This is a genomic window from Streptomyces sp. AP-93 (genome assembly GCF_022808175.1).
Classification (GTDB): Bacteria; Actinomycetota; Actinomycetes; order Streptomycetales; family Streptomycetaceae; genus Streptomyces.
The window spans coordinates 44533-67574 of record NZ_JALGBX010000004.1 but is presented as its reverse complement, the minus strand read 5'-3'; the positions used below and the strand labels follow the sequence as shown (position 1 = coordinate 67574).

At 74.4% G+C, this 23042-nt stretch carries 23 protein-coding genes and 1 pseudogene; 14 read left to right on the top strand and 10 right to left on the bottom strand.

The features are described from left to right. Positions 1-59: 59 nt before the first annotated feature. Positions 60-974 carry a LysR family transcriptional regulator gene (locus MTF69_RS08150; protein WP_243332056.1) on the top strand — a complete coding sequence of 305 codons (915 nt, stop codon included), beginning with the start codon at positions 60-62 and terminating at the stop codon, positions 972-974. Between the two features lie 411 nt (positions 975-1385). Here the strand turns inward: MTF69_RS08150 and MTF69_RS43350 are convergent. Next, positions 1386-1670: pseudogene (locus MTF69_RS43350) on the bottom strand (MFS transporter); the annotation flags it as partial. 124 nt (positions 1671-1794) lie between these two features. Next, on the bottom strand, positions 1795-2400 hold the full coding sequence (locus MTF69_RS08140) for a TetR/AcrR family transcriptional regulator (protein ID WP_243332055.1): 606 nt from the start codon (positions 2398-2400) through the stop codon (positions 1795-1797). Between the two features lie 113 nt (positions 2401-2513). Here MTF69_RS08140 and MTF69_RS08135 point away from each other — a divergent pair, with 113 nt between their 5' ends. The 3 genes from MTF69_RS08135 (at position 2514) to MTF69_RS08125 (ending at position 5039) form a co-directional block, all read left to right on the top strand. Then, positions 2514-2774, top strand: a complete 261-nt coding sequence (locus tag MTF69_RS08135) for a DUF6158 family protein (protein WP_243332054.1) — start codon at positions 2514-2516, stop codon at positions 2772-2774. Between the two features lie 99 nt (positions 2775-2873). Beyond that, on the top strand, positions 2874-3434 hold the full coding sequence (locus MTF69_RS08130; protein WP_243332053.1) for a TetR/AcrR family transcriptional regulator: 561 nt from the start codon (positions 2874-2876) through the stop codon (positions 3432-3434). Positions 3435-3515: 81 nt separating this feature from the next. Beyond that, positions 3516-5039 (top strand): MFS transporter, encoded by a 1524-nt coding sequence (locus MTF69_RS08125; protein ID WP_243332052.1) that lies wholly within the window; start codon positions 3516-3518, stop codon positions 5037-5039. 35 nt (positions 5040-5074) lie between these two features. Here the strand turns inward: MTF69_RS08125 and MTF69_RS08120 are convergent, their stop codons facing one another. The 3 genes from MTF69_RS08120 to MTF69_RS08110 are packed head-to-tail and all read right to left on the bottom strand — an operon-like array spanning position 5075 to position 8510. After that, a complete protein-coding gene (locus MTF69_RS08120) occupies positions 5075-6217 on the bottom strand; it encodes a serine hydrolase (protein ID WP_243332051.1) in 1143 nt (380 codons plus the stop codon). Next, entirely contained in the window at positions 6214-7998 is a 1785-nt protein-coding gene (locus MTF69_RS08115; RefSeq protein ID WP_243332050.1) for a carboxylesterase/lipase family protein, read from the bottom strand. The genes MTF69_RS08120 and MTF69_RS08115 overlap by 4 nt, the downstream gene beginning before the upstream one ends. Further along, positions 7998-8510, bottom strand: a complete 513-nt coding sequence (locus MTF69_RS08110) for a DinB family protein (RefSeq protein ID WP_243332048.1) — start codon at positions 8508-8510, stop codon at positions 7998-8000. The genes MTF69_RS08115 and MTF69_RS08110 overlap by 1 nt, the downstream gene beginning before the upstream one ends. A 184-nt stretch (positions 8511-8694) precedes the next feature. Between MTF69_RS08110 and MTF69_RS08105 the strand changes: the two genes are divergently transcribed. Both MTF69_RS08105 and MTF69_RS08100 read left to right on the top strand, forming a co-directional pair. Further along, positions 8695-9816 carry a hypothetical protein gene (locus tag MTF69_RS08105; protein WP_243332046.1) on the top strand — a complete coding sequence of 374 codons (1122 nt, stop codon included), beginning with the start codon at positions 8695-8697 and terminating at the stop codon, positions 9814-9816. Positions 9817-9893: 77 nt separating this feature from the next. Then, entirely contained in the window at positions 9894-10928 is a 1035-nt protein-coding gene (locus MTF69_RS08100) for a PHP domain-containing protein (protein WP_243332044.1), read from the top strand. 165 nt (positions 10929-11093) lie between these two features. Here MTF69_RS08100 and MTF69_RS08095 read toward each other — a convergent pair whose 3' ends face one another. Beyond that, on the bottom strand, positions 11094-11879 hold the full coding sequence (locus tag MTF69_RS08095) for a VOC family protein (protein WP_243332628.1): 786 nt from the start codon (positions 11877-11879) through the stop codon (positions 11094-11096). A gap of 201 nt (positions 11880-12080) precedes the next feature. Here MTF69_RS08095 and MTF69_RS08090 point away from each other — a divergent pair, with 201 nt between their 5' ends. The 4 genes from MTF69_RS08090 to MTF69_RS08075 all read left to right on the top strand — a co-directional run bounded on the left by MTF69_RS08090 (position 12081) and on the right by MTF69_RS08075 (position 16180). Further along, positions 12081-13166 (top strand): GNAT family N-acetyltransferase, encoded by a 1086-nt coding sequence (locus MTF69_RS08090; RefSeq protein ID WP_243332042.1) that lies wholly within the window; start codon positions 12081-12083, stop codon positions 13164-13166. Between the two features lie 97 nt (positions 13167-13263). Further along, on the top strand, positions 13264-14235 hold the full coding sequence (locus MTF69_RS08085; protein ID WP_243332040.1) for an isopenicillin N synthase family oxygenase: 972 nt from the start codon (positions 13264-13266) through the stop codon (positions 14233-14235). Positions 14236-14293: 58 nt separating this feature from the next. Beyond that, positions 14294-14827 carry a GNAT family N-acetyltransferase gene (locus tag MTF69_RS08080; RefSeq protein WP_243332038.1) on the top strand — a complete coding sequence of 178 codons (534 nt, stop codon included), beginning with the start codon at positions 14294-14296 and terminating at the stop codon, positions 14825-14827. Between the two features lie 186 nt (positions 14828-15013). Continuing rightward, the gene (locus tag MTF69_RS08075; protein ID WP_243332036.1) at positions 15014-16180 is read left to right on the top strand and encodes a YncE family protein; all 1167 of its coding nucleotides are present in this window, start codon (positions 15014-15016) and stop codon (positions 16178-16180) included. 6 nt (positions 16181-16186) lie between these two features. Here the strand turns inward: MTF69_RS08075 and MTF69_RS08070 are convergent, their stop codons facing one another. Further along, positions 16187-16975 carry an HNH endonuclease family protein gene (locus tag MTF69_RS08070; protein ID WP_279345529.1) on the bottom strand — a complete coding sequence of 263 codons (789 nt, stop codon included), beginning with the start codon at positions 16973-16975 and terminating at the stop codon, positions 16187-16189. 176 nt (positions 16976-17151) lie between these two features. Beyond that, complete coding sequence (locus tag MTF69_RS08065; protein WP_243332035.1) at positions 17152-17694, bottom strand: HAD domain-containing protein; 543 nt, start codon at positions 17692-17694, stop codon at positions 17152-17154. Positions 17695-17878: 184 nt separating this feature from the next. On the opposite strand from MTF69_RS08065, the gene MTF69_RS08060 reads away from it, so the two are divergent. The 3 genes from MTF69_RS08060 (at position 17879) to MTF69_RS08050 (ending at position 20823) form a co-directional block, all read left to right on the top strand. Then, positions 17879-19240 carry an FAD-dependent oxidoreductase gene (locus MTF69_RS08060; RefSeq protein ID WP_243332033.1) on the top strand — a complete coding sequence of 454 codons (1362 nt, stop codon included), beginning with the start codon at positions 17879-17881 and terminating at the stop codon, positions 19238-19240. 244 nt (positions 19241-19484) lie between these two features. Beyond that, on the top strand, positions 19485-20150 hold the full coding sequence (locus tag MTF69_RS08055; protein WP_243332624.1) for a molybdopterin-dependent oxidoreductase: 666 nt from the start codon (positions 19485-19487) through the stop codon (positions 20148-20150). Then, entirely contained in the window at positions 20134-20823 is a 690-nt protein-coding gene (locus tag MTF69_RS08050; RefSeq protein ID WP_243332031.1) for a cytochrome b/b6 domain-containing protein, read from the top strand. The genes MTF69_RS08055 and MTF69_RS08050 overlap by 17 nt, the downstream gene beginning before the upstream one ends. On the opposite strand, the gene MTF69_RS08045 is transcribed toward MTF69_RS08050, so the two are convergent. Next, the gene (locus MTF69_RS08045) at positions 20786-21259 is read right to left on the bottom strand and encodes a MarR family winged helix-turn-helix transcriptional regulator (protein WP_243332029.1); all 474 of its coding nucleotides are present in this window, start codon (positions 21257-21259) and stop codon (positions 20786-20788) included. The genes MTF69_RS08050 and MTF69_RS08045 overlap by 38 nt on opposite strands. A gap of 127 nt (positions 21260-21386) precedes the next feature. On the opposite strand from MTF69_RS08045, the gene MTF69_RS08040 reads away from it, so the two are divergent. Then, positions 21387-21797: an organic hydroperoxide resistance protein gene (locus tag MTF69_RS08040; protein ID WP_243332026.1), complete on the top strand. Its 411-nt coding sequence runs from the start codon at positions 21387-21389 to the stop codon at positions 21795-21797. An 85-nt stretch (positions 21798-21882) separates the two neighbouring features. Here MTF69_RS08040 and alc read toward each other — a convergent pair whose 3' ends face one another. Then, complete coding sequence (gene alc, locus MTF69_RS08035; RefSeq protein WP_243332024.1) at positions 21883-23013, bottom strand: allantoicase; 1131 nt, start codon at positions 23011-23013, stop codon at positions 21883-21885. Positions 23014-23042: the final 29 nt, after the last annotated feature.

Sequence of the window (23042 nt, the reverse complement as noted above, 5' to 3'; positions counted from 1 at the left end):
CCGGACATCCAAGTCAATCCTCCGGATTTCTCGTAACCTCCAAGGGATACCTTGGAGTTGTGACCCTCGATGATCTCCGCGTGTTCGTCGCCGTCTGCCGGGCCGGCAGCCTCAGTGCCGTCGCCCGTGACCTCGGCCGCACCCAGTCCGCCGTCAGCCAGCACATCCGCCGCCTGGAAAGGGAGACCGGCACCGCGCTCCTGGAGCGCCACCCGCGCGGGGTCTCGCCCACCGGGGCCGGTCTGATCCTCCAGGCGGCCGCCGCCGACGGCATCGCCGGGCTCGACGGAGCCCTGCGCCGGATCGACGACCTGGTGCGGGGCGACGGCGGCTCGGTCCGCGTCACCACCGGGGCCACCACGGTGCGCCACTTCATGGCCGAGGCGATCGTCGCCTTCCGGCGCGGCCACCCCCGGGTCAGCCTGGAGTTCCAGACCGAGAACTCCAGCCGGAGCTGCTTCGACGCCCTGTGCGCCGAGGACCTCGACCTCGCGTGGATCACCATCGGCGCCCCCGTGCGGGGGATCGAGCAACGCCCCGTCATGCGGCTGCCCTGGGTCCTGGCGGTCGGCGCCGACGATCCGCTCGCCGCCCGCTCCCGCCTGGAGCCGTCCGACCTCGGAGCCATCCGTCACATCCGGCTGCCGGAGAACTCCACCTCCCGCGCCCGGCTCGACGCCGCCCTCGCCGAAGCAGGCATCCGGATCAGCTCCGACACCAGCGCCGCCGACTGGGACACCGCCCTCCTCCTCGCCGAACTGGGCCTCGGCCACGCCGTCGTACCGGCGCTGCCCGGCTGGCGGGTACCCGGATCAGACGGACCGCTGCGCCTGGTACCGGTCCCCGCCCTGCCGCCGCTCGCCGTCGGCTGGGCCGTCCGGAGCTGGTCCGCCCTCTCCCCGCCCGCCCGCGCCTTCGCCGACGAGGTGGCCCGCACCTGCGTGGCCCGCGGGGCTACCCCCGAGCTGCCGTGACGGCGGCAGCCGAGATGCGGGCAGTCGTGGGGTCGGCAGTCGTGACGGCGGCAGCCGTGACGCGGGCAGCAGCCCTACGGCGGCCAGCGCCGTCAGCGCCGCGACCGAAGCCCCGGTCCCCGCGGCCACCGCGATGCCGAGGGCCGGCCCGACGTTCATCGCCGTCTGCTTGAGCCCGCCCAGCACCCCCGGGTGCCCGGCAGGGGCGTCGGGGCTGGGCGGAGCTGCGCTCGGACCGTACGAGCAGGGCCGCCAGCGCGGCCGCGGCGGTGAACCCGGCCAGGGTCCGGGCCCCGGCCAGCCGTGTTCCGGTACGCCGGCCAGCGCGTGGACCAGCGCCGCGAGGGCCGCCGCGAGGAGGACCGCGCCGCCGGGCCGGATCCGGCCGGGCTCGGCGGGCGGGGGCGCGGGGGCCCGTAGGAACAGGGCCGCCGCCGCGATCGCGAGGGCGACGGGGACGTTCGCCACGAACACCGCACGCCAGCCGAAGCGTTCCACCAGCACACCCCCGAGCAGCGGCCCGGCCGCCGCGGCCACCCAGATCGCCGCGGTCCGCACCGCGACCGGCCCGCCGATCCGGTCGGGCGGGTACACGAGGCGCAGCAGGGCGAGCGTCGCCGGCTGGAGCAGCGCCCCGAACAGCCCCTGCGCCGCGCGCAGGCCGCCACGCTCAGGAGGTACGCGCCGCTCGTCCACTGCACCTCGGCCAGACGCGCCCCGAGGTCCCGCCGCAGGCTGGGCTGCACCACGAGCAGCACGGTCCCGTCGAGGGCGACGAGCATCGCGCCGGCGGCGCTGACGCAGAGCGCGAGCCGGGGCTTCACGGGCGGCGCTCCGGCAGATGGGCGTCGAGGGCGGCGTCGACCACCTGGTCGACGGAGGCCTCCGGATCGCCGTCGAGCACGAGCGGCAGGCTGCCCCGGGCCCACAGCTGCGCCACGCCGTGCAGATTGGCCCAGAGCGCGGCGGCGGTGACGCGGGGGGCTCCGGCCGTCCCGCACCGGGCGACCAGCGAGACGAGCAGCTCGAACAGCGGCAGCGTGGAGTCCCGGAGCCGGGCCCCCGGCGGCCCGTCCTGACCGCCGCCGTCCAGCAGGTCGTGGCGGAACATCAGCTCGAACATGCCGCGGCGCTCCAGCGCGTAGCCGACGTACGCCCGCCCCAGCGCCCGCGCCTGCCCGCGCGGATCCTGCGCGCCCGGGCCCTCCATCGCGGCGGGGATCCGGGAGCCGAGTTCCTCGAACCCGCGCCGGGCGATGGCGGACAGCAGCGCGTGGTGGGTGGCGAAGTACCGCCGGGGCGCCCCGTGGGACACCCCGGCGCGGCGGGCGATCTCGCGCAGCCCGAGCGCGGCGGTCCCCTCGCTCGTCACGAGCTCCACGCCGACGTCGATCAGCCGCTCGCGCAGCCCGTTGTCCTGATCCATGGACACGGTCTACCACCGGGCCGTAGACAGTGTCTATCTCTCTCCCTCGGCGATGATGGGATGAGCGCGGCCGGGCGAGGCGCCCGGCCCGGCCGAGGGAGAGGTGACCTGCCATGGCGGAGCGCGAGGCCCGCGAGGCCGGGCCGTCGGCGGACGGCCTGGAAGAGGGCCGCCTGATGAAGGAGCTCGAAGCCATCCACCGCACGCGTCACGAGACCCTGCTGCACGGATCGGACGACGCGCTGGTCACGCACACCCGGCGGATGGACGAGCTGGAGCGCGAGTACGTACGCCGCCACCCGGAGCGCGCCCAGACCACCGGCCGCACCCGCTCGGGCGCCCGCGCCCGCACGGGGACGGAGGAGCAGGGCTGAAGCCCCGGGGGGAGGGGGGTGTGCCTCTATAGCTGGACCGTGAATCAGACTTGCATCATGTGAGACAAATTTGTATCGTTTGATACGAAGGAGGATCGCATGATGAACGAAGAAGAGCTGCTGGACGGCGCCGCACGCGTGCTCGCCGGCGATCACAGCGCCTCCATGGCGCACATCGCCGCGGGCATCGGGACCAGCCGCGCCACGCTCAGCCGTCGCTACGCCACCCGCGAGGCACTCCTCAAAGCCGTGGCCGTCCGGGCCATCGACGTGGTCGACGGGTGCCTCGCCCCCGCCGACCTGGCCGGCAGCGCCGACGGAGCGGAGTTCGACGCCGCGCTGGAGCGGCTCGTCACCGGGCTGCTGCCCGCCGCGCACCTGTACGGGTTCACCTCCCGCGACGCCACCGTGCTCGCCGACCCGGAGTTCCGGGCCGGGATCCAGCGCCAGGACCAGCGGGCCCTCGCCTTCCTCGCGCTCGGCCAGCGCCTCGGCCGGCTCCGCGTCGACCTGCCCGCGTACTGGATCTGGTACTCGCTGTGGGGGCTTCTCGACGCCGCCGCCGAGGGCGTCCGCGACGGCCACCTCGCCCGCCGAGACATCGGCCGCCTGGTCCTCGCCTCCTTCCTCAGCGGAACCCGGCCGTCCCCGGCGGCCTGAGCCCGCACCCCTCCCGCGTAGACCGCACTACGCGGACCGTGAAATCCGCACAACCGTGAAACAACCGTGAACGGAACCCCCATGCACACCCCCACGCAGGACCCGCGCCGCTGGATCGTGCTCACGATCCTCTCCGGCAGTCTCCTGCTCATCTCGATGGACACCACGATCCTCAACGTGGCCTTCCCCTCGCTCGTCGGCGACCTCCAGCCGGGCGCCGTACAGCAGCTGTGGATCATCGACATCTACGCACTCGCCCTCTCCGGGCTCCTGGTCACCGCGGGCGCCCTCGGCGACCGCTGGGGCCGCAAGCGGCTGCTCATGGCGGGCTTCGGCATCTTCGCCCTCGCCTCCCTCATCGCCGTCTTCTCCACCGAGGCCTGGCACGTCATCGCGGCCCGCGCCCTCCTCGGCGTCGGCGGCGCCGCGATCATGCCCTCCACCCTGTCGATCCTGCGCAGCGTCTTCACCGACGCCAAGGAACGCGCCTTCGCCCTCGCCGTCTGGGCCGCCGTGTTCGGCGGCGGCATGGCCTTCGGCCCCGTCGTCGGCGGCCTGCTCGTCCAGGACTACGGCTGGCACTCCGCCTTCCTCCTCAACCTGCCCGTCACCGCGGTGATCGTCGCCGCCGGCCTGCGCTACCTCCCCGAATCCCGCTCCCCGCGCTCCACCGGAAAGTGGGACTGGACCGGCGTCGGACAGTCGATCGTCGGCATGCTCGCCCTCGCGGGCGGCATCAAGCAGCTCGGCAAGAGCGGCGTCGCCGACCCGCTGCCCTGGGCCCTGCTGGTCCTCGCCGCCGTCGCGCTGACCCTGTTCGTCCGCCGCCAGCTCCGCGTGGACAACCCGCTGCTCCAGGTCCGGCTCTTCACCAAGCCCGCCTTCAGCGTGGCCGCCACCGCGATCTTCCTGCCCATGGTGGGCATGGGCGCGATCCTGTTCCTGGTCACCCAGTGGTTCCAGTACGGCCAGGGATACACCCCGCTGGAGGCGGGCCTGCGCCTGCTGCCCGCCCCGCTCGCGCTGATCTGCGCCTCGATGGTCGCCCCGACCCTCATGCAGCGCTTCGCGATCCGCCACGTGCTCGGCGGCGGCCTGGTGGTCCTCGCCACGGGCATGGCCCTGCCCTGGACCCTCCAGCAGTTCACCGGCCTCGGCTACCCCGCCTTCGCCGCGGCGCTGACCATCATGGGCGTGGGTGCGGGCATCGCCACCACCGTCGCCTCGGTGACCCTGATCTCCGCAGCCCCGGCCGACGAGGTCTCCAGCGCCGCCGCCATCGAGGAGACCTGCTACGAACTCGGCTCGGCCATGGGTGTCGCCATCCTCGGCTCCACCGCCGCCGCGCTCTACCGGGGCAACCTCCCGGCCATGGACCTGGACTCCGCCACGATGGCCGCCGTACGGGACTCCGTGGGCGAGGCCGCCCACACCGCCGAACAGCTCGGCGGCGCCGTCGGCCGGACCCTGCTCGACGCCGCCTCGCAGTCCTACACCCTCGCGATCACCCCGGCGTTCCTGCTGGCCGGCGTCCTCGCGATGGCCGCCGCGGCGACCACCTGGACACTGATCCCGCGCGACCTGCGGCCGACCGAGAACCACTGACGGGCGCAGGAGGAGCAGGGGCGTACCGGCGCCCCCTAGGCGGCCGCGTACGCCCACACCGCGCGCATCGTCTCCGGGGCCGGCGACGGGCCGGTCAGCTCCCGCTGGGTCAGCAGGATGGTGACGGCCCCCGTCGCGGGGACGATGTGGGCGGCGGTGCCGGTGCCGCCGATCCAGCCGTAGCGGCCGGGCACGTTCCACGGGTCGGCCGGCACGACGTCGACCGACCCGCCGAACCCCCAGCCCTGGCCCTCCAGGAACAGTTCGGCCCCGGCCCGCTGGGCCGGGGTCAGCCAGTCGGTGGTCATCCGGCGCACCGAATCGGCCGAGAGCAGCGGGCCGCCCCCGTCGAGCAGCATCCGGGCGAAGCGGTGGTAGTCGTCCGCCGTGGAGACCAGCCCGCCCGCACCGGACGGGAAGGAGGGCACCGCGCTCCACTGCCCGTCGGGGCCGTCCACGAGGTCGAGGCCCCCGTCCGCGCCGGCCCGGTAGAGGTGCGTGAACCGGCCCGACTGCCCCGCCGGCACTGCGAAACCGGTGTCGGGCATGTCCAGCGGCTCGAAGATCCGCTCCGCCAGGAACTCCGGCAGCGAGCACCCCGCCACCCGGGCGATCAGCACCCCCAGCACGTCCGAGCAGGTGTTGTACAGCCAGGCCTCGCCCGGCTGGTGCAGCATCGGGATCCGGCCCAGCGCGGCCATCCACTCGTCCGGCCCCGCGACCTCCTGCGGTCGCGGCGGGCCCTGGCGCAGCTCGCCGAAGAGCGGTGAGACCGCCGGGAGCGAGAAGTCGGAGGGGAAGCCCCACCCCGCGCGGAAGGTCATCAGGTCGGCCACCGTCACCGGCCGCTTCGCCGGGACCACGTCGTCCACCGGGCTCGCGGGAGTCCGTACGACCACCGGTGCGGCGATCTCCGGCAGCCAGGGCGCGACCGCGTCGGTCAGTGCGAACCGGCCGTCCTCCACCAGCATCATGACCGCCGCCGCCGTGACCGGCTTGGTCAGCGAGGCGATCCGGAAGATCGAGTCGCGGACCATCGGGGCCTCGCCCCCGGCGTCCGCGCTCCCCACCGCCGCCACTTCGGGTTCCCTGCCATCGCCCCGGTCCACCAGGGCCACCGCCCCCGGCAGGGTCCCGTCGTCCACGTACGGCTGCAGGATGTCGGTCAAACCGGTCACGAGCCCGCCCTTTCGAGAGCCTGTCCTACGGAGGGAGCCTGTCCTACGGAGAGAGCCTGTCCTGCGGAGTCCCACAGCCCGCAGTGGTGCCGGGCCGCCGCGTCCACGGGCCGGATGCCGCCCGAGGGCCCCGGCGCCAGGGACAGTACGGCGGGGGAGCGCGGCCACCACGGCCCCGCCCCGGGTGCGTTCGGATCGCCGGTCGCCGCGAACCGGGTCCAGTAGCCGGTCATCCGCTCCGCGAGCACCCGCTGCGCGGCGCTCATCGGGAGCCCGGTGTCGAAGAGGTACGGCAGTTCGGACCCGTGCGAGGCCCCGTACGGGAAGCCCGGCACCGGCGGCAGCCCGCTGAAGTCCGGTGCGTGCCGGTCGTCGAACCCGTAGTCGTACGTGGGCACGTGCCGCGCCAGCGAACGGCTGTCCCGCAGCTGCGGGCAGACGAAGGAGGCGTCCGTCAGCACCGCTGCGAAGGCCAGCGCCGGTGTCGGATGGGCCGCCACCGGATAGGCGGCCTCGACGAGTCCGGCGCGTGCCCCGAAGGCGGAGCGCAGCCGGGACCGGTAGGCCTGCCGGTCGGCGACCGGGTGGGCGGTCAGCGTCTGCCCGAGGAAGATCCGCATTTCGTCGCGGGTCGAGCCCTGCACCACCGGGACCCGGTGGAACTCCCCGCGTTCCAGGGCCCGCCGGGGCTCGGTGGGGAGCAACCGGGTGCCGTAGGACACCGCGGAGAAGAGGGTCATGAGCTCGGGGGTCGCCAGGGCCTCGGGGGCGAGGCCGCGCAGGCACCCCAGTACCTCTTCGTCCTCTCGCCGGCCGCAGCCGAGCCGGACCGCCGCGGCGGCCCCCTCGGCCGTGGTGCGGCGCTCCGGCACGAACGGCTCGTAGGCGGGCAGCGCGGGGAGCAGCGAGTGCGCCGGGACGGTGAGCGAGCAGGAACCGCTCTGCACGATCGCCCGGTGGAACAGGCCTGCCGAGGCGGGGGAGGTGAGGTGCAGGCAGACGCTCAGGGCGCCGGCGGACTCGCCGAACACGGTGACGTTGCCGGGATCCCCGCCGAAGCGGGCGGCGTTCGCCCGCACCCAGCGCAGGGCGGCCTGCTGGTCGGCCAGCGCGAAATCGGGGGCCCCGTGGAGCGCGGGATGCCCGAAGAGCCCGAAGATCCCGAGCCGGTAGTTGACCGTGACGATCACGGCCCCACCGCCCGCCGACGCCAGTCGGCCCGGCCGGTACAGGTCCCCGGCACCGTTCATGAACCCGCCCCCGTGGAACCAGACCATGACGGGACGGCCGGAGGTGTCCGGGGCCGCCGGCTCCGGGAAGGCCGGCTCGGGGGCCGTGACGTTGAGGAACAGGCAGTCCTCCGAGCCGCTCGGCCCGCCCGGTCCCACCGCGGGCAACTGCACGCAACGGGCCCCGGGCGCACCCGCGTCCCGTACGCCCGCCCAGCGCGGGGCGGGCTCCGGAAGCCGCCAGCGCAGCGGCCCGGTCGGCGCGGCGGCGTACGGGATGCCCTCGAAGGTGCGGTACCCGGCGGCCTCCCGCCCGCGCACCGGCCCCCGGTCGGTCTCGACGACGGGCCGCTCGGCGGCGCCGGTGCCGGGGCCGGGGCCTGGGCCGACGCCCGCGCCCGAGCGGCGGCCGGTCGCGTCGGCCCGGGCCCCGTCGAGCGGCGCGGAGCCGGCCCAGGCCCATGCCCCGGCTCCGGGGGCGGCCGAGGCCGTGGCAGCCGGGGCGGCGGCCATGAGGAGGAGGGTCAGCAGCAGGGCTCCCGCGGACGCCATCAGCGGCCCCTCGTCAGCACGCCCCGGACGAAGGCCGCCTGCCCCGCGTGCTGGAGGTCGTCGCCGATCACGCTGACCAGCCGCACCCCGAGGGTCACCGGCGGGTCCCACCGCTCGTCGACCACCCGGTCCAGGTCGGCGGCGGACAGCCCCCGCAGGAACCGTTCCGTCTGCGCGTGGACGGCGTCGAAGTACCCCAGCAGGAGCTCCCCCGAGCCGACCCGGACGGTGCCGGCCTCGCGGGCGGTGTGCCCGTAGCCGGTCGACCCGGGGGGCAGCGCCAGCCCGAACCGCTCGTCCCAGCCCTGCGCGTCCCAGACCTGTTCCCAGCCGGCGGCGTCCGCCACGTGGTCGTCCTGGATCCGGGTCAGGTGCCAGACGAGCCAGGTGATCGAGTTCGCACCCGGATCGATCCGCGCATCGAGCTGTCCGGGCTCCAGCCCCTCGACGGCCTCGTGCACCACGACCTGGATCCGGCCGAACGCGTCGGCCAGTACCTCCGTACCCTTCATGCCCCCACCATGCCCACGCCGGGCGCCGACCGGGCCCGCGGCACCGCGGGGAACCCCCGTTTGCCCGCCCCGAATGGCGCAGCGCGGCCGGGTGCCGCTGAATGTAACAAAGCGTGCGCTTCCCATGACGCACGATGACCGGCGTGCGATGTGTAGACCCGCGCGCCGGCGAACGGAGCTTTCCATGAATGACCCGATCACGCTCGCCGCGACGGAGTACGAAGAACCGCGCCGGCTCCCCGAGAACACCACGGACGTCCGGCCGCCGGCCCCCGGCACGGACGACCTCGACTTCGGCCCCGAGCCCGGCTCCCGGACCGAATCCGGGACCGCTCCCGAGACCCGGGCGGAGACCCGGGCCGAGACCCAGGCCGGTCCTCAGGCCGGTCCTCAGGCAGGTCCCGGGGCTGGGGGCGCTCCCCGCCCGGACCCCGCACCCCGGCCTGCGGCACCACCCGCACACACCATCCTGGAGACCGCCGCCACCGGCCGCTCCGTACGGGAGGTCACCGATCTGGTGAACCTCCTCAAGGACTCCGGACAGGTCCCCAACCCCGGACACACGGCGCTGCGCGCGGCCGCCGTGTCCCGGCCCGTCCACGAGGTCCGCGAGATGGTGACCCTGCTGGGCGAGCCCCCGCACGAGGGGGTCGAAGCCGACATCACCCTGCGGGCCGCCGCCCTCGGCCGGCCCATCGAGGACGTGGCCCTGCTCGTCAGCATCCTCGGCACCGGCGAACAGCCCGCACCGCACCGCCCCGAGCAGGTGGACCGGGCACGGACCCCCGTCCACCCGCCCGCACCGCAGGCCCAGGCCCAGGCCCAGGCCCCGGCCCCAGCCCGGAGCCCGTCCACGACCCCGGCCCGGGGCCCGTCCACGACCCCGGCCCGGGGCCCGGCACGCCCGGGTAAGGGCGCGCTGCGCCATATACTGCGCTGGCCGGTGGCCCTCGCACTGCTCCTCTGCGGTGCGCTGCACGTGCCCGGCGACCTGGCGGCCCTGGCCTCCGGCGACCCCGGCGGGCTGCTCGCCCTGGCCGTCACCCTGCTCTGCCTGACCGCCGGCGCCCTGCTGGCGGTACGGGACACGGCCGGAGCCTGGCGGGCCGGCGCGGTGGTCGCGCTCGGCGTGGCCGGGCTCCACGTGGTCGGCGGCGTCTCCGGGTTCGACCCGCTCGGCGGCGCGGTCGGCGGCTCCCTGGAGTGGGCCGGCACCACGGCGGTGCTGAGCGCGGCGGCCGGCGCCGTACTCGCCGGCCTGGCCCTGCAGTACCGTCCGGCGGCCGACCCGGCCGACGGCGCCTGACCCCGGGCGGAGGGGGCACGGGTCCGGGACCCGGGCCCCCTCTGACCCGGTCGTCGTCTCGTGGAGGGAGACACGCGATGGACCCGGTGGCCGCACTGGACCGGATCGCCTTCCTGCTGGAACGCGCCCAGGAACCGACCTACCGGGTCCAGGCCTTCCGTACGGCGGCCGTCGCCATCGGCCGGATGGGCGAGGGCGAGGCGGCCGAACGGGTCGCCGCGGGCACCCTCGAAGCGGTCAAGGGCATCGGCCCGAAAACCGCTCAGGTCGTCCGGGAAGCCCTCGGCGGAGCGATCCCCACGTACTTGCAGGGGCTGGAGGAGAAGGCCGCGGCCCACCCCGTGGGCCCGCCGCCCAGCGCCGAAGCCCTCGCGCTGCGCGCCGCCCTGCGCGGCGACTGCCATCTGCACTCCGACTGGTCCGACGGCGGCAGCCCCATCGAGGCGATGGCCCGGGCGGCGGCCGCCCTCGGGCACGACTGGGCGGTGCTCACCGACCACTCGCCGCGCCTGACCGTGGCCCGGGGACTCTCCCCGGAGCGGCTGCGGGAACAGTTGCGTACCGTCGCCGAACTCAACGCGACCTGGGCCCCGTTCCGGCTGCTCACCGGCATCGAGTGCGACATCCTCGACGACGGCTCGCTGGACCAGGAGCCGGAACTCCTGGCCGAGGTGGACCTGGTGGTCGGCTCCGTCCACTCCAAGCTCCGGATGGACGCCCCCGCCATGACCCGGCGCATGGTCGCCGCCGTGCGCAACCCGCACCTCGACGTCCTCGGCCACTGCACCGGACGGCTGGTCACGGGCAAGACCCGGCCGGAGTCGCAGTTCGACGCAGAGGCCGTCTTCGCCGCCTGCGCCGAGTCGGGCGCCGCCGTGGAGATCAACAGCCGGCCCGAGCGGCTCGACCCGCCGCGCAGGCTGCTGCGGCTCGCCGTGGCCGCGGGCACCCTCTTCGCGATCGACACCGACGCGCACGCCCCGGGACAGCTCGACTGGCAGACCCTCGGCTGCGAACGCGCCCTGGAGTGCGGGGTGACGGCCGACCGGGTCGTCAATACCTGGTCCGAGGCCGAGCTCCTCGACTGGACCCGGACCCGTCGGACGCCGTAGATCGGCGGACCCGTCAGTCCCCTCGGTCCCGTCGTCCCTCGGACCCGTCAGTCCCCTCGGTCCCGTCGTCCCTCGGTCCCGTCAGTCCCGTCGGTCCCGGCCGGTCCCGTCGGTCCCGTCAGTCCCGGCCGGTCCCGTCAGTCCCGGTCGGCCCCCTCGGTCCCGTCAGTCCTGTCGGTCCCGGCCGCCCCCGCCGCCCCCGCCGGTCCCGTCGTCGTCCGTCCGGGACGAGGTGAGGGTGAAGAGCGCCCCGTCCGGATCGCGCAGCGCCACCCACCGCTCGGTCCCGCTCGACCCGGGCTCGGACACCGTGCGGCCGCCCAGTGAGACCGCCGCCTCCACCGCCGGCTCCAGCGCCGGCACCCGGAAGTGCACGTGCCAGCGCGGCCGGGTGTACGGACTGTAGGAACCCGGCTCCACGGGACCGCTGTCGAGGCGCGCCACCGGCTCCCCGTCCTGGCGCAGCACGACGCGGTCCTCCTCGTACGCGACCTCGCAGCACCCGGCGCGGCCGGTGGCCCACTCCAGCACCTCCCCGTAGAAGATCGCCGACTCGAAGGCGTCGCGGGTGCGCAGCTCCAGCCAGGCCGGAGCCTGTCCCGAACCGACCCGCCAGCCCGAGGAGACCTGGCCCTCCCAGATCCCGAACACCGCCCCGTCCCGGTCCGCCGCCAGCGCCCCGCGGCCCCCCGACTCGAAGGAGACCGGGCCGACCGCGATCGTGCCGCTGCGTTCCCGGATCCGGTCCGCTGCCACGTCGGCGTCGTCCACCGCGAAGTACGGGGTCCAGACCACGGCCACCGCGAGATCCCCGGCCAGCGCCCCGATCCCGGCCACCGGCATCCCGTCCAGCTCGGCCACGGTGAAGGCCTCGCCGAGCCGCGCGGGCCGGAACCGCCAGCCCGCCACCTCACCGTAGAACCGCTGCGCCGCACCGAGATCCCGGGCCATCAGGCTCACCCAGCAGGGCGCCCCGAAGACGTCCCTCGTCGAAATCTCCACCGTTTTGCTCCGCCCTTCACCGGGGCGCGGTCAGCGCGCCGTCCCGGCACAAGCAGTAGCGCCCCGGCCCCGGCTCGGCCGCGCAGGCGCGCCACCGGGCCTCGGATATCCCCTTGGCGGCCCGCGGGAACGACACCTAGGGTTCGCCGGATGATGATGTACAAGGGTTCCCCCGCGACCGCCACCGACGTCGAACTGGCGGTATCGATCGCCACCGAAGCACTGCGTGCGGTGACTCACCGCGACTGGAGCACCCCGGCCGCCGGGCTGGACTGGAGCTGCTACGACACCGCCGTGCACGTGGCCGAGGACCTGGTCTCCTACGCCGCGCAGCTCGCGGTGCGCGCCACCGACGCGTACGTCCCCCTGGAGGTCCGGGCGGACGAGGGCACCACCCCGGCCGGGGTGCTCGACATGATCACCGCCTCCGGCCGCTTCCTGTCCGCCATCGTGTCCCTCGCCAAGCCGGAGGACCGCGCGTGGCATCCGGCGGGGATGGCGGATCCGGGCGGCTTCGCGGCGATGGGCGTCATCGAGACGCTGCTGCACACCCACGACGTGCTCGGCGGTCTCGGCGTACACGACTGGCAGCCCGGCCCCGAGCTGCCCGCCCTGGTCCTGGACCGCCTCTTCCCGCACCTCCCGCACGGGGACGCCGACGACTCCTGGCGCACCCTGCTGTGGGCCACCGGCCGGGGCGAACTGCCCGGCCGGTCCCGGCAGACGATCTGGCGCTGGTACTTCGACCCCGTCCCGGCCGAGCGCGTGCTGCTCTGCGAGATCACCCCGAACGTGGCGGCCGACCTGCACGCGGGCGGCACCGGAGGGTTCGTCTGGGCCGAAGACGGCCCCGGCGAGGGTACGCGATACGCCGCCGGCAGGACGGCCGAGGCGCGCGAGAAAGGCGTGTACCGGCCGGGCTGGGGCCCGTACGCCATCATCCGGGCGAGCGACCGGCGGGCGATCGGCGGCATGGGCTTCCACACGGCCCCGGACAAAGAGGGCCGTGCCGAGCTGGGCTACGACCTCCTCCCGTCGGCGCGCGGCAACGGCTACGCCACCGAAGCGGCGAAGGCCCTCTCCGGCTGGGCCTTCGGGCAGCCGGGCTGCACCTTGCTGGCGGCCGAGGCGGACGACGACAACGCCCCCTCGCACGGAGTGCTGCGCCGGGCCGGTTTCACGGAGGCGGGCTCCGGGGAAGGCACGGTCCGGTACACCCTGAGCCCGCCCGCCTAGGCCGTCTCTTCCGGATCCCGCCTGGCCGTCAGGATCCGGAGGATCCCGCCCGGGCCGGGCTCGGGCAGCCCTCCCGATCCGGAAAGCAGGTCCCGCCGTGGTGAGTTCGCAGGTCCCCGTGATCGATCTCGGCCCATGGCGCTCCGGCGGGTCCGAGGCCCGCCGGCAGGTCGCCTCCCGCGTCGACGAGGCGCTCCAGGCGGCCGGGTTCCTGCTGGTGACCGGGCACGGAGTGGACCCGGAGCTGCCGGGGCGGATCCGGGAGGCGGCGCGGGCCTTCTTCCGGCTCCCGGCCGCCGCCAAGGCCCCGTACGCCGTGCCGGTCGGCGGCCGCGGCTGGCTCGGCCCGGGGGCCGAGGCCAACAGCTACGCGGAGGGCGCGGCCTCCCCGCCCGACCTCAAGGAGTCCTGGTCCTTCGCGGCGGAGGAGCCGACCGGGAACGCCTCGGTGGACGCCGAGTGGTTCCGGCCGAACGTGTGGCCGGCCGAAGTGCCCGCGCTGCACGGGCCGGTGACGCAGTACCTGGCCGCGATGCGGGCCCTGTCCGACGAGCTGCTGGAGCTGCTGGCGGCCGCGCTCGGCCTGGAGACGGACCACTTCACCCGGCACACCCGCCACCCCACCTGGGGGTTCAACCTCAACTGGTACCCCGGCACCGAGCTCCTCGGCCCGCCGCTGCCCGGCCAGTTCCGCATCGGCGCGCACACCGACTTCGGCACCGTCACCGTCCTCGACCGGCAGCAGGGCGCGGGCGGACTCCAGATCCACACCGACGCCGAGGGGTGGCAAGACGCCCCGTACGATCCGGCCGCGCTCACCGTGAACATCGGAGACCTGATGGCGCGCTGGACGGGAGACCGCTGGCGGGCGGGCCGCCACCGGGTGCTGCCGCCGCCCGCCGACGCGCCCGCCGAGGAGCTGATCTCGCTGGTCTACTTCTACGAATGCGATCCGCACACCCGCGTGGAATCGCTCCCGGCGCCGCTGGGCCGGATCGCGCACGAGCCGGTCGACTCGCACGTCCACCTCAGGGCGCAGCTCGACGCGATCACCGTTCCGGAGGGGTGAGGGGGTCCGTGGGGGACCCGATTACCCGATGTCCGGCGGGTTCGGCAGGATGGGACTCATGACCGAGATCCGTACCCCCCGCCTCCTCCTCCGCCGCTGGTCCGAGGACGACCTCGTCCCCCTGTCGGAGATCAACGCCGACCCCGAGGTGATGCGCTGGATCGGCGACGGTGAGACCCTCGACCTGGAGGAGACCGCCGAGACCATCGAGCGGTGGGAGGACGAGTGGGACGAGGAGGGCTTCGGGATCTTCGCCGTGGAGCTGCTGGCCTCCGGCGAGCTGATCGGAGCCGTGGGGCTCTCCATGCCGTGGTGGCTGCCCGAGGTCCTGCCGGCGGCCGAGATCACCTGGCGGCTCGGCCGCTCCTACTGGGGTCAGGGCTACGGCTCCGAGGCCGCGCACGCCACCCTGGAATTCGCCCTCCAGGACCGGGGCCTCGACCGGGTCGTCGCCATCAACCGGGCGGGCAACGACGAGTCCGAGAACGTGATCCGCAAGCTGGGCATGACCGCCGAGAAGGACATCAACCACCCGCAGACCGGCGCCCTCCTCAACCTCCACGGCATCGACCTGACGGAGTACGAGGGCTGAGCCGTCCCGACCGCCCCGGTCAGTCGGTCAGTCACCCCTGCCCGGCGCGTCCCCGCATCGACCGATCGGACGACCCCCCTGTCGGCCGCCGGGCCGAGCGGTGCGGCGGCCCCGCGAGGTGAGGATGGGTACGGGGGAGCGGGCGCACCACCGGCCCCGCCCCCGGAACCGAGAGGGGCCACGCCCATGCCGCAGCACGACCGCCCGCACCCGCGCCGCCGCGTACGGGGAACCCGTACCGCCCTCGCGGCCCTTGCCGGAGCCCTGCTGCTGGGCGCCTGCTCCACCCCCGACGCACCGGCGGCCGCCGCGCCCGCGGCCTCCCCGCTCCCGACGGCCGCGACCACTCCGGGCGGCACCCTCCTGGTCGCCGACTTCGGGGCCGACACCGTCACCTTCGTGGACCCGGAGCGCGGCGCGGTCGGCTCGGTGCCGGTCGGCAGGGCCCCGTACGGCCTGGCGGTCGGCGCGGACGGCCGGGCCTGGGTGGCCACGGCCGAAGGGGTCGCCGTCGTGGACACGCGGACGCGGACCCGGCGGGCCCTGATCCCGTACCGCACCACCGGCACCGGGCCCGTGACCGGCGGCGAGTACCGGGGCGGCGGCATGGGCATCGCGCTCTCGCCCGACGGCGCGCACGCGTACGCCGGGGTCAACGTGCCCGGGACCACCGGCGTCCTGGAGGTCATCGACACGGCGACCAGCAAGGTCACGGGGGTGATCCCGGTGGGCCGACGGCCCTTCGACGTGGACGTCTCGCGCGACGGCTCCGAGGTGTACGTCACCGGTCACGACTCCTTCGACGTCACCGTCGTGCCGGTCGGATCCGGCGGAACCGGTCAGGACGGGGCGTCGGCGCCGCCGCGCCGCATCGAGGTCGCCCCGTACGGGACGGAGGGCGGCCTCGCCTCCTGGCTGAAGCCGCACTACGCCGTCGTACGCCCGGCGGACGGAATGCTGCTGCTCCCCTTCGAGGGCGAGCGGCTCGCGGTGGTGGACCCGGCGACGGGCCGCACCACGGTGGAGGAGATGACCGCCGACACCCACCAGCACGGGGCCGCGGTCACGGCGGACGGCCGGCTGCTGGTGGTCGGGACGGGGGCGGTGGAACCGGGCAAGGGCAACGGGCCCTCCCTCACCGTCCGTTCCCCGGACGGCTCGGAGCGGGTGTACCCGCTGGACGGGCCGCACGAGGACGTGGCCGTGTCCCGGGACGGGCGGACGGCCTACGTCACGGGGGGCTACACCCGCGACGGCTACTGGAACGGCATCACGGTCGTGGACCTCGACAGCGGCAACAGCCGCCGGCTCGAGGCGGGATCGCGTCCCCTGGGCATCGCGGTCCTGGGATGAGCGGCGTCAGGACGCGCAGGTGTCCAGCATGGTGGAGAGCGTCTTCTTCTCGGGCTCGGTGACGGTCAGGCCGTACACGGACTTGACGGTGGTCCAGGCCCGCCCGTACTGGCACCAGGCCGTCTTCGACGGCGGCTGCCACAGGTCGGGACTCTGGTCGCCCTTCGAGCGGTTGGAGGAGGCCGTGACCGCGAGCAGTTGAGGGTGCGTCAGATCGTTCGCGAAGGCCTTGCGCTTCGCGGCGTCCCAGCCGGCCGCGCCGGAGCGCCAGCCTTCGGCGAGGGGCACCATGTGGTCGATGTCGATCTTCGAGGCCTCGGTGACGACCACCTCGTCGTACAGGCTCTTCCACGTGCCGGAGACGGCCTTGCACTGGGAGTCCCGGGTGACGTTCGCGCCGTCCCGCTGGAGGATGACCTCGCGGGTGTCGCACTTGTCGCCCTGCTCCGCCCAGTGCGTGAACTTGTCCCTGCTGTAGCCGGACATGGTTCCCGGCGGCGCGATCTTCAGCGCGGCCAGCTGGGTACGGGCCACGGAGGCGCCGACCATGCCGGGGAGCACGTCGCCGGAGGGGGGCTTGGCGTCGGCGGGCGCGGACCCGGTGGGCGCGGACCCGGTGGGCGCGGACCCGGCGGGCGCGGACGCGGAGGGCGTCGCGCCGCCCGGCTTCGGGTCGTCGCCGGGAGCCTTCCCGGCCCCCGTCCCGGACCCCGTCCCCACCCCGGAACAGCCGGCGGCGGCCAGCAGCAGCACGGCCGCCAGTACCGCACCGGGCACACGTATCTGATGCCCCATGACCCCACCCCGAACCCCGCCGCACACTGTGTCCCGGGAAGACTACCCATGCCGGACGGGGCCCGAAGCCGCGCCCGTTGACCCGGCGGTATGGCGAACGCTCCCCGGGCGCACGCCGGGTGACGCGCGGGGGCGGCCGCCCGAGGGGGCCGCGCGGCGTCCGCAGCTGTCCAGGCTCAGGCGCCGTGGGCGCGCAGCCACGCCTCCAGGACGGCGAAGTCGGCGTTCCCGAGGCCGATCCGGGGGTCGACCCGGTGGAGGAGGGCCGGGCCGCGGTGGTGGGCGGACACCCACCAGCGGTCCGCGTCGCCGATCTCGTCGTCGACCCAGACGAACGCCCGGCCCGCCGCCCGGGCGACGAGGCCGGCAGTCTTCCAGTGCGCCGCGCCGCCCCGGCCGTCCGCCCGGGAAGGCTCGGGCCACTCCACCACCGGCAGGGCCGGCAGCCCGAGCCGGGGGCCGAGAACCAGGTTCGCGTCCTCGCCCCAGGTCGTGGCCCACACCAGCTCGCACGGCAGCGCCGCGAGCAGCGGGCCGAGCGCCGGATCGACCCGGGAGAGGAGGGGATGGCCGCCGGAGACGTCGGCCGTGCCCGGAGCCTCGTAGACCGGGTGCCCGTGCGGGGAACCGAAGGGGATCAGCGGGCCGTCGACGTCGAGGAAGAGGAGGGGGCGGCGGACGCGAGAGGTCTCCGGGAGGCGGGCGGGGTCGGTGTCCATGCGGCCCATGGGTATCACGGGGTTCTGCCCACCTCCTGGAGGCCGCCGAAGGCCCCAAGCGTGGCTTGGGGATGTCATAAGCCAGGGTTATAGGGGCATAACCAAGGGGTGGGTGCCGGGTTAGGCTGCCCTTAGCTTAGGGTTCCCTTGATCGAGTGTTTCGTCGTTCGAAGGGAACCCAGCCATGCCTCGCCCCCTGCGGGTAGCAATCGTCGGTGCCGGCCCCGCCGGCATCTACGCCGCCGACGCCCTGCTGAAGTCCGAGGCGGCCGCCGAGCCGGGTGTGTCCATCGACATCTTCGAACGGATGCCGGCCCCCTTCGGTCTGATCCGCTACGGCGTCGCTCCCGACCACCCCCGCATCAAGGGCATCATCACCGCCCTTCACCAGGTGCTCGACAAGCCGCAGGTCCGCCTCTTCGGCAACGTCGACTACCCGAACGACATCAGCCTGGACGAGCTGCGCTCCTTCTACGACGCCGTGATCTTCTCCACCGGCGCCACCGCGGACCGCGCGCTCACCATCCCGGGCGTCGACCTCGACGGCTCCTACGGCGCCGCCGACTTCGTCTCCTGGTACGACGGCCACCCCGACGTGCCGCGCACCTGGCCGCTGGAGGCCGAGAAGGTCGCCGTCCTCGGCGTCGGCAACGTGGCCCTCGACGTGGCCCGGATCCTCGCCAAGACCGCCGACGAGCTGCTGCCGACCGAGATCCCGGCGAACGTCTACGACGGCATCAAGGCCAACAAGGCCCTCGAAGTCCACGTCTTCGGCCGCCGCGGCCCCGCGCAGGCCAAGTTCAGCCCGATGGAGCTGCGCGAGCTGGACCACTCGCCGAACATCGAGGTCATCGTCAACCCCGAGGACATCGACTACGACGAGGGCTCGATCACCACCCGCCGCTCCAACAAGCAGGCGGACATGGTCGCCAAGACCCTGGAGAACTGGGCGATCCGCGACATAGGCGAGCGCCCGCACAAGCTCTTCCTGCACTTCTTCGAGTCGCCCACCGAGATCCTCGGCGAGGACGGCAAGGTCGTCGGGCTGCGCACCGAGCGCACCGAGCTCGACGGCACCGGCAACGTCAAGGGCACCGGCGCCTTCACCGACTGGGACGTCCAGTCCGTCTACCGCGCCGTCGGCTACCTCTCCGACGAGCTGCCCAAGCTGCCGTGGGACGTCGACTCCGGCACGGTTCCGGACGAGGGCGGCCGCGTCATCGAAGCCGGCGCGCACCTGGCGTCCACGTACGTCACCGGCTGGATCCGCCGCGGGCCCATCGGCCTGATCGGCCACACCAAGGGCGACGCCAACGAGACGGTCGCGAACCTGCTCGCCGACCACGCGGACGGCCGCCTGCTGACGCCGCCCACCCCCGAGCCGGAGGCGGTCGAGACCTTCCTCGCGCAGAAGGAGGTCCGCTTCACGACGTGGGAGGGCTGGTACAAGCTCGACGCCGCCGAGAAGGCGCTGGGCGAGCCGCAGGGCCGCGAGCGCGTGAAGCTCGTCGAGCGCGAGGACATGCTCAAGGCGAGCGGGGCGTAGTCAGGTCCCCCTCGTACGGCCGGTCCCGCCGAGCGCGGGACCGGCCGTACGGCTGTACGGGCGTGCGGGCGCGCCTTACGGAAGTCTGACGGGCGGGCGCGGACCCTGGCCGCCGGGGCGGCGCAGGTGGTCGAATCGGCACGTGAGCACAGCAGATCAGCAAGCCGGCCCAGGCCTCGAACCCGACCCCGCTCCCGACCCCGACGGCCGCGGTGCCCCCGTGGGCCGGCGGCTGCTCCTCGGCATGGTGGGGCTCGGCGCCCTCGGGCTGGCCCTCGCGCCGCGGCTCCAGTCGGGATTCGACGCCGTACTGGGCGCGGCCGCGGACAAGGACCCCACCGGGCTCACCGGACTGCTGCCGGGCGGCGGCGGGTTCCGGTACTACTCGGTGGCCTCCTCGGTCCCCGAACGCGGCCCGGCCGACTACCGGCTGACCGTCGACGGCCTGGTCGAGCGCCCGGCCACGTACACGCTCGACGCGCTGCGGGCCCTGCCGCAGACCCGGATCGTCCGCGACGTCCAGTGCGTGACGGGCTGGCGGGTCCCCGAGACCCCCTTCGAGGGCGTCCCGCTCTTCCGGCTCCTGGACGCCGCCGGGGTCCACCCCGATGCCCGCGCGATCCGCTTCACCTGCTTCGACGGCACCTACAGCGAGAGCCTCACGCTCCCGCAGGCACGCCGCGAGGACGTCATGGTCGCCCTGAACATGCAGGACAAGCCCCTCAGCCACGCCCACGGCGGTCCGGCCCGCCTCTACGCGGCCCCCATGTACTTCTACAAGTCGGCGAAATGGCTGTCGGGCATCACCCTCACCCGGGACGTGAGGCCCGGCTACTGGGAGGAACTCGGCTACGACGTCGACGCCTGGGTCGGCAAGTCGAACGGACGCGACGATGCCCCGACCGTCTGAACTCCCCGCCCGCGTGCGCCGGTTCAGCCGCGCGCAGCGACTGGTCCACCTGGCCACCGTCGGCCTGACCGGGGTGTGCCTGGCGAGCGCCGCCTGCCTCTACCTGCCGCCCCTCGCCGAACTCGTCGGCCGCCGCCACCTCGTGGTCACCGTCCACGAGTGGTCCGGACTGCTGATTCCGGCCCCCGCCCTGCTGGGGCTCGGCTCCCGGGCCTTCCGCGGGGACCTGCGCCGGCTGAACCGCTTCGGCCCGCACGACCGCACCTGGCTGCGCTCCGCCCTGCGCCGCGACCACCGGCCGTCCGCGCGCCCCGCGGGCAAGTTCAACGCCGGGCAGAAGCTCTACGCGAGCTGGAGCGCCGGGGCCGCCCTCGTGATGCTCGGCACCGGTCTGCTGATGTGGTTCACCGGGCTGGTGCCGCTGTCCTGGCGGACCGGGGCCACCTTCGTCCACGACTGGCTGGCCATCGCGCTGACCGTGGCCGTCGTGGGCCACGTCATGATGGCCCTCGGGAGCCCGGAGGCGCGGCGCGGCATGCGGACGGGCTCGGTGGCCGCCGACTGGGCGCGGCGCGAACACCCCCTGTGGCGCCCCTACGGAACCTCCGCCGCGCGGTCGGAACGTCCTGCTCCGCCTACTCCGGCGGAACCGCAGCGTCCAGGGCGGCGGTGAGCCGCCGCAGGCGGTCCTGAAGCTCCTTGATCTCACCGAGCTCGAAGCCGGTCGCGGCCGCGATGCGCCGGGGCACCAGGGCGGCCCGGGCGCGCAGGGCCGTACCGGCCTCGGTGGGCCGTACGTGCACGGACCGTTCGTCGGCGGCGCTGCGCTCGCGCACGAGCAGGCCGGCGGCTTCCAGCCGCTTGAGGAGCGGGGAGAGCGTGCCCGAGTCGAGGCGCAGGTGCTGCCCGAGCTGTTTGACCGGCATCTCCCCGTGCTCCCACAGCACCAGCATCACCAGGTACTGGGGGTAGGTCAGCCCGAGGTCCTTCAGGACGACGCGGTAGAGCCCGCCGAAGGCGCGGTTCGCCGCGCCGAGCGCGAAGCAGATCTGGCCGTCGAGGCGCAGGAAGTCCTGGTCGGGGAGGGTGTCGGTCGGTTGCTCGGTCATGGGGGCAAGTGTACCCGGGGGTGCCATGTCGGCAACTAAATTGTGCACAACTCAATTGTGTGTCATATTGATGGGGCGGGGCCGTCGATCGACGGCCCGCCTCCGCCCCGTGAGAGGAACCCCCGAGATGGACGCGATCTACACCGCTGTCGCCACCGCCAACGGCCGCGAAGGCCGCGCCGTCAGCTCCGACGGCCAGATCGACCTGGCGCTGGCCATGCCGCCGGCCCTCGGCGGCAACGGCCTGGGCACCAACCCCGAGCAGCTCTTCGCCGCCGGGTACGCCGCCTGCTTCGCCAGTGCGCTCGGGCTGGTCGGCCGTCAGGCCAAGGTCGACACCAGCGAGATCTCGGTGACCTCGGAGGTGTCCATCGGCAAGGACGGCGCGGGCTTCGGCCTGGCCGTCGTCCTGCGCGTGGAGCTGCCCGAGGCCCTGATGGGCGAGACCGGCACCCTGCTGGTCAAGCAGGCGCACGAGGTCTGCCCCTACTCCCGGGCCACGCGCGGCAACATCCCCGTCGAGCTCGTCGTCGAGTAGTCGCGGTCGAGTAGTCCCGGTCGAGTGGTCCCGGGAGCTCCGGGCGACAGCCCCGAGCAGGTCGCCGGAGCGGCCGCCCTCCCCGTCAGAGCGCCGCGCCCGCCGCGCCCGCCGCACGCGCCGCGCGGGCGGTGAGGGCGGCCGCTCCGGCGTCGGTGAGTCGGCCGTGCAGGCGCAGACGGGCGAATCCGCCGTCGGGGTACACGTCGATCCGGGCGTGCGTGGCCAGGGCCGGCGCCGCGAGCGGCAGCCGGTGCGGGCTGTCGGGCTCCAGCCGGGTGCGCGGGAGGACCTGGGTCCACGCGCCGTCCGCACCGTCCTTGACGGACAGTGCCACCCAACCGGCCGCGTTCCCCTTCAAGTTCGCGGTGTCCACCTCCACCGCACGGATCTCGCACTGCCCCGCCAGCCGGTACGCGATCCAGTCGTTCCCCTTGTCGCGGCGTCGGCGCGTCTCCCAGCCGTCGTCCTGCTTCTGCGACAGCCCCGGCATGATCGTGTTCCCGGGGGAGGAGTAGAAGCCGTCCGAGGCCTCCTCCACGACCCCGCCGTTGACCACGCAGGCCACGTCCACCGTGCCGAGCAGGGCCAGCCACCGCGGATCGGGCAGCACCTCGCCGTGCACCCGCAGGCGTGCGATGCCGCCGTCGGGGTGCTGGTTGATCCGCAGGTGCGTCCAGCGGCGCCCCGACCCGACCGCGAACCCGTTCGCGGCGTGGCCGCGCACCGGAGTGCGGGGCACGATCTCCTCCCAGGCGTCCGCCCGTTCGAGGAGCTCGGCGGTCGAGGGCGTCCCTTCGAAGGCGGCCGCCCACACGCTGACCTGCTGCGGGTGGTTGCCGCGGAAGTGCGCGGTGTCGACGACGATCCCGCGGATGACGCCGGGGGAGCCGAGGCGGATCAGCGCCCAGTCGTGATCGGAGTCCGTCGGGAACGGCTCGCCCGCGCCCGCCCCGCGCCGCCGCCGGGTCTCCCAGCCGTCCATCACCTTCCCCTTGTTGCCGTAGTCGTGCACGTCGAAGACGGCCGGAGTGCGCAGCAGGAGGTTCTCCCGCTCGGCGAAGAACTCGTCGTTGGCCGCGACGACCCCCGCGCCGAGTCGGCGGTCGGCGAGGTCCGTCAGGTGGGAGAAGCCGAAGGTGCCGCCCCGGTAGTCGGCGTACGGGTCGCCCGAGACGTAGGGCGCGGCGGCGAAGTCGGTGGTCGGGAGCTGCATGCGCGGAATCCTGCTTTCCGTTGCGGGTA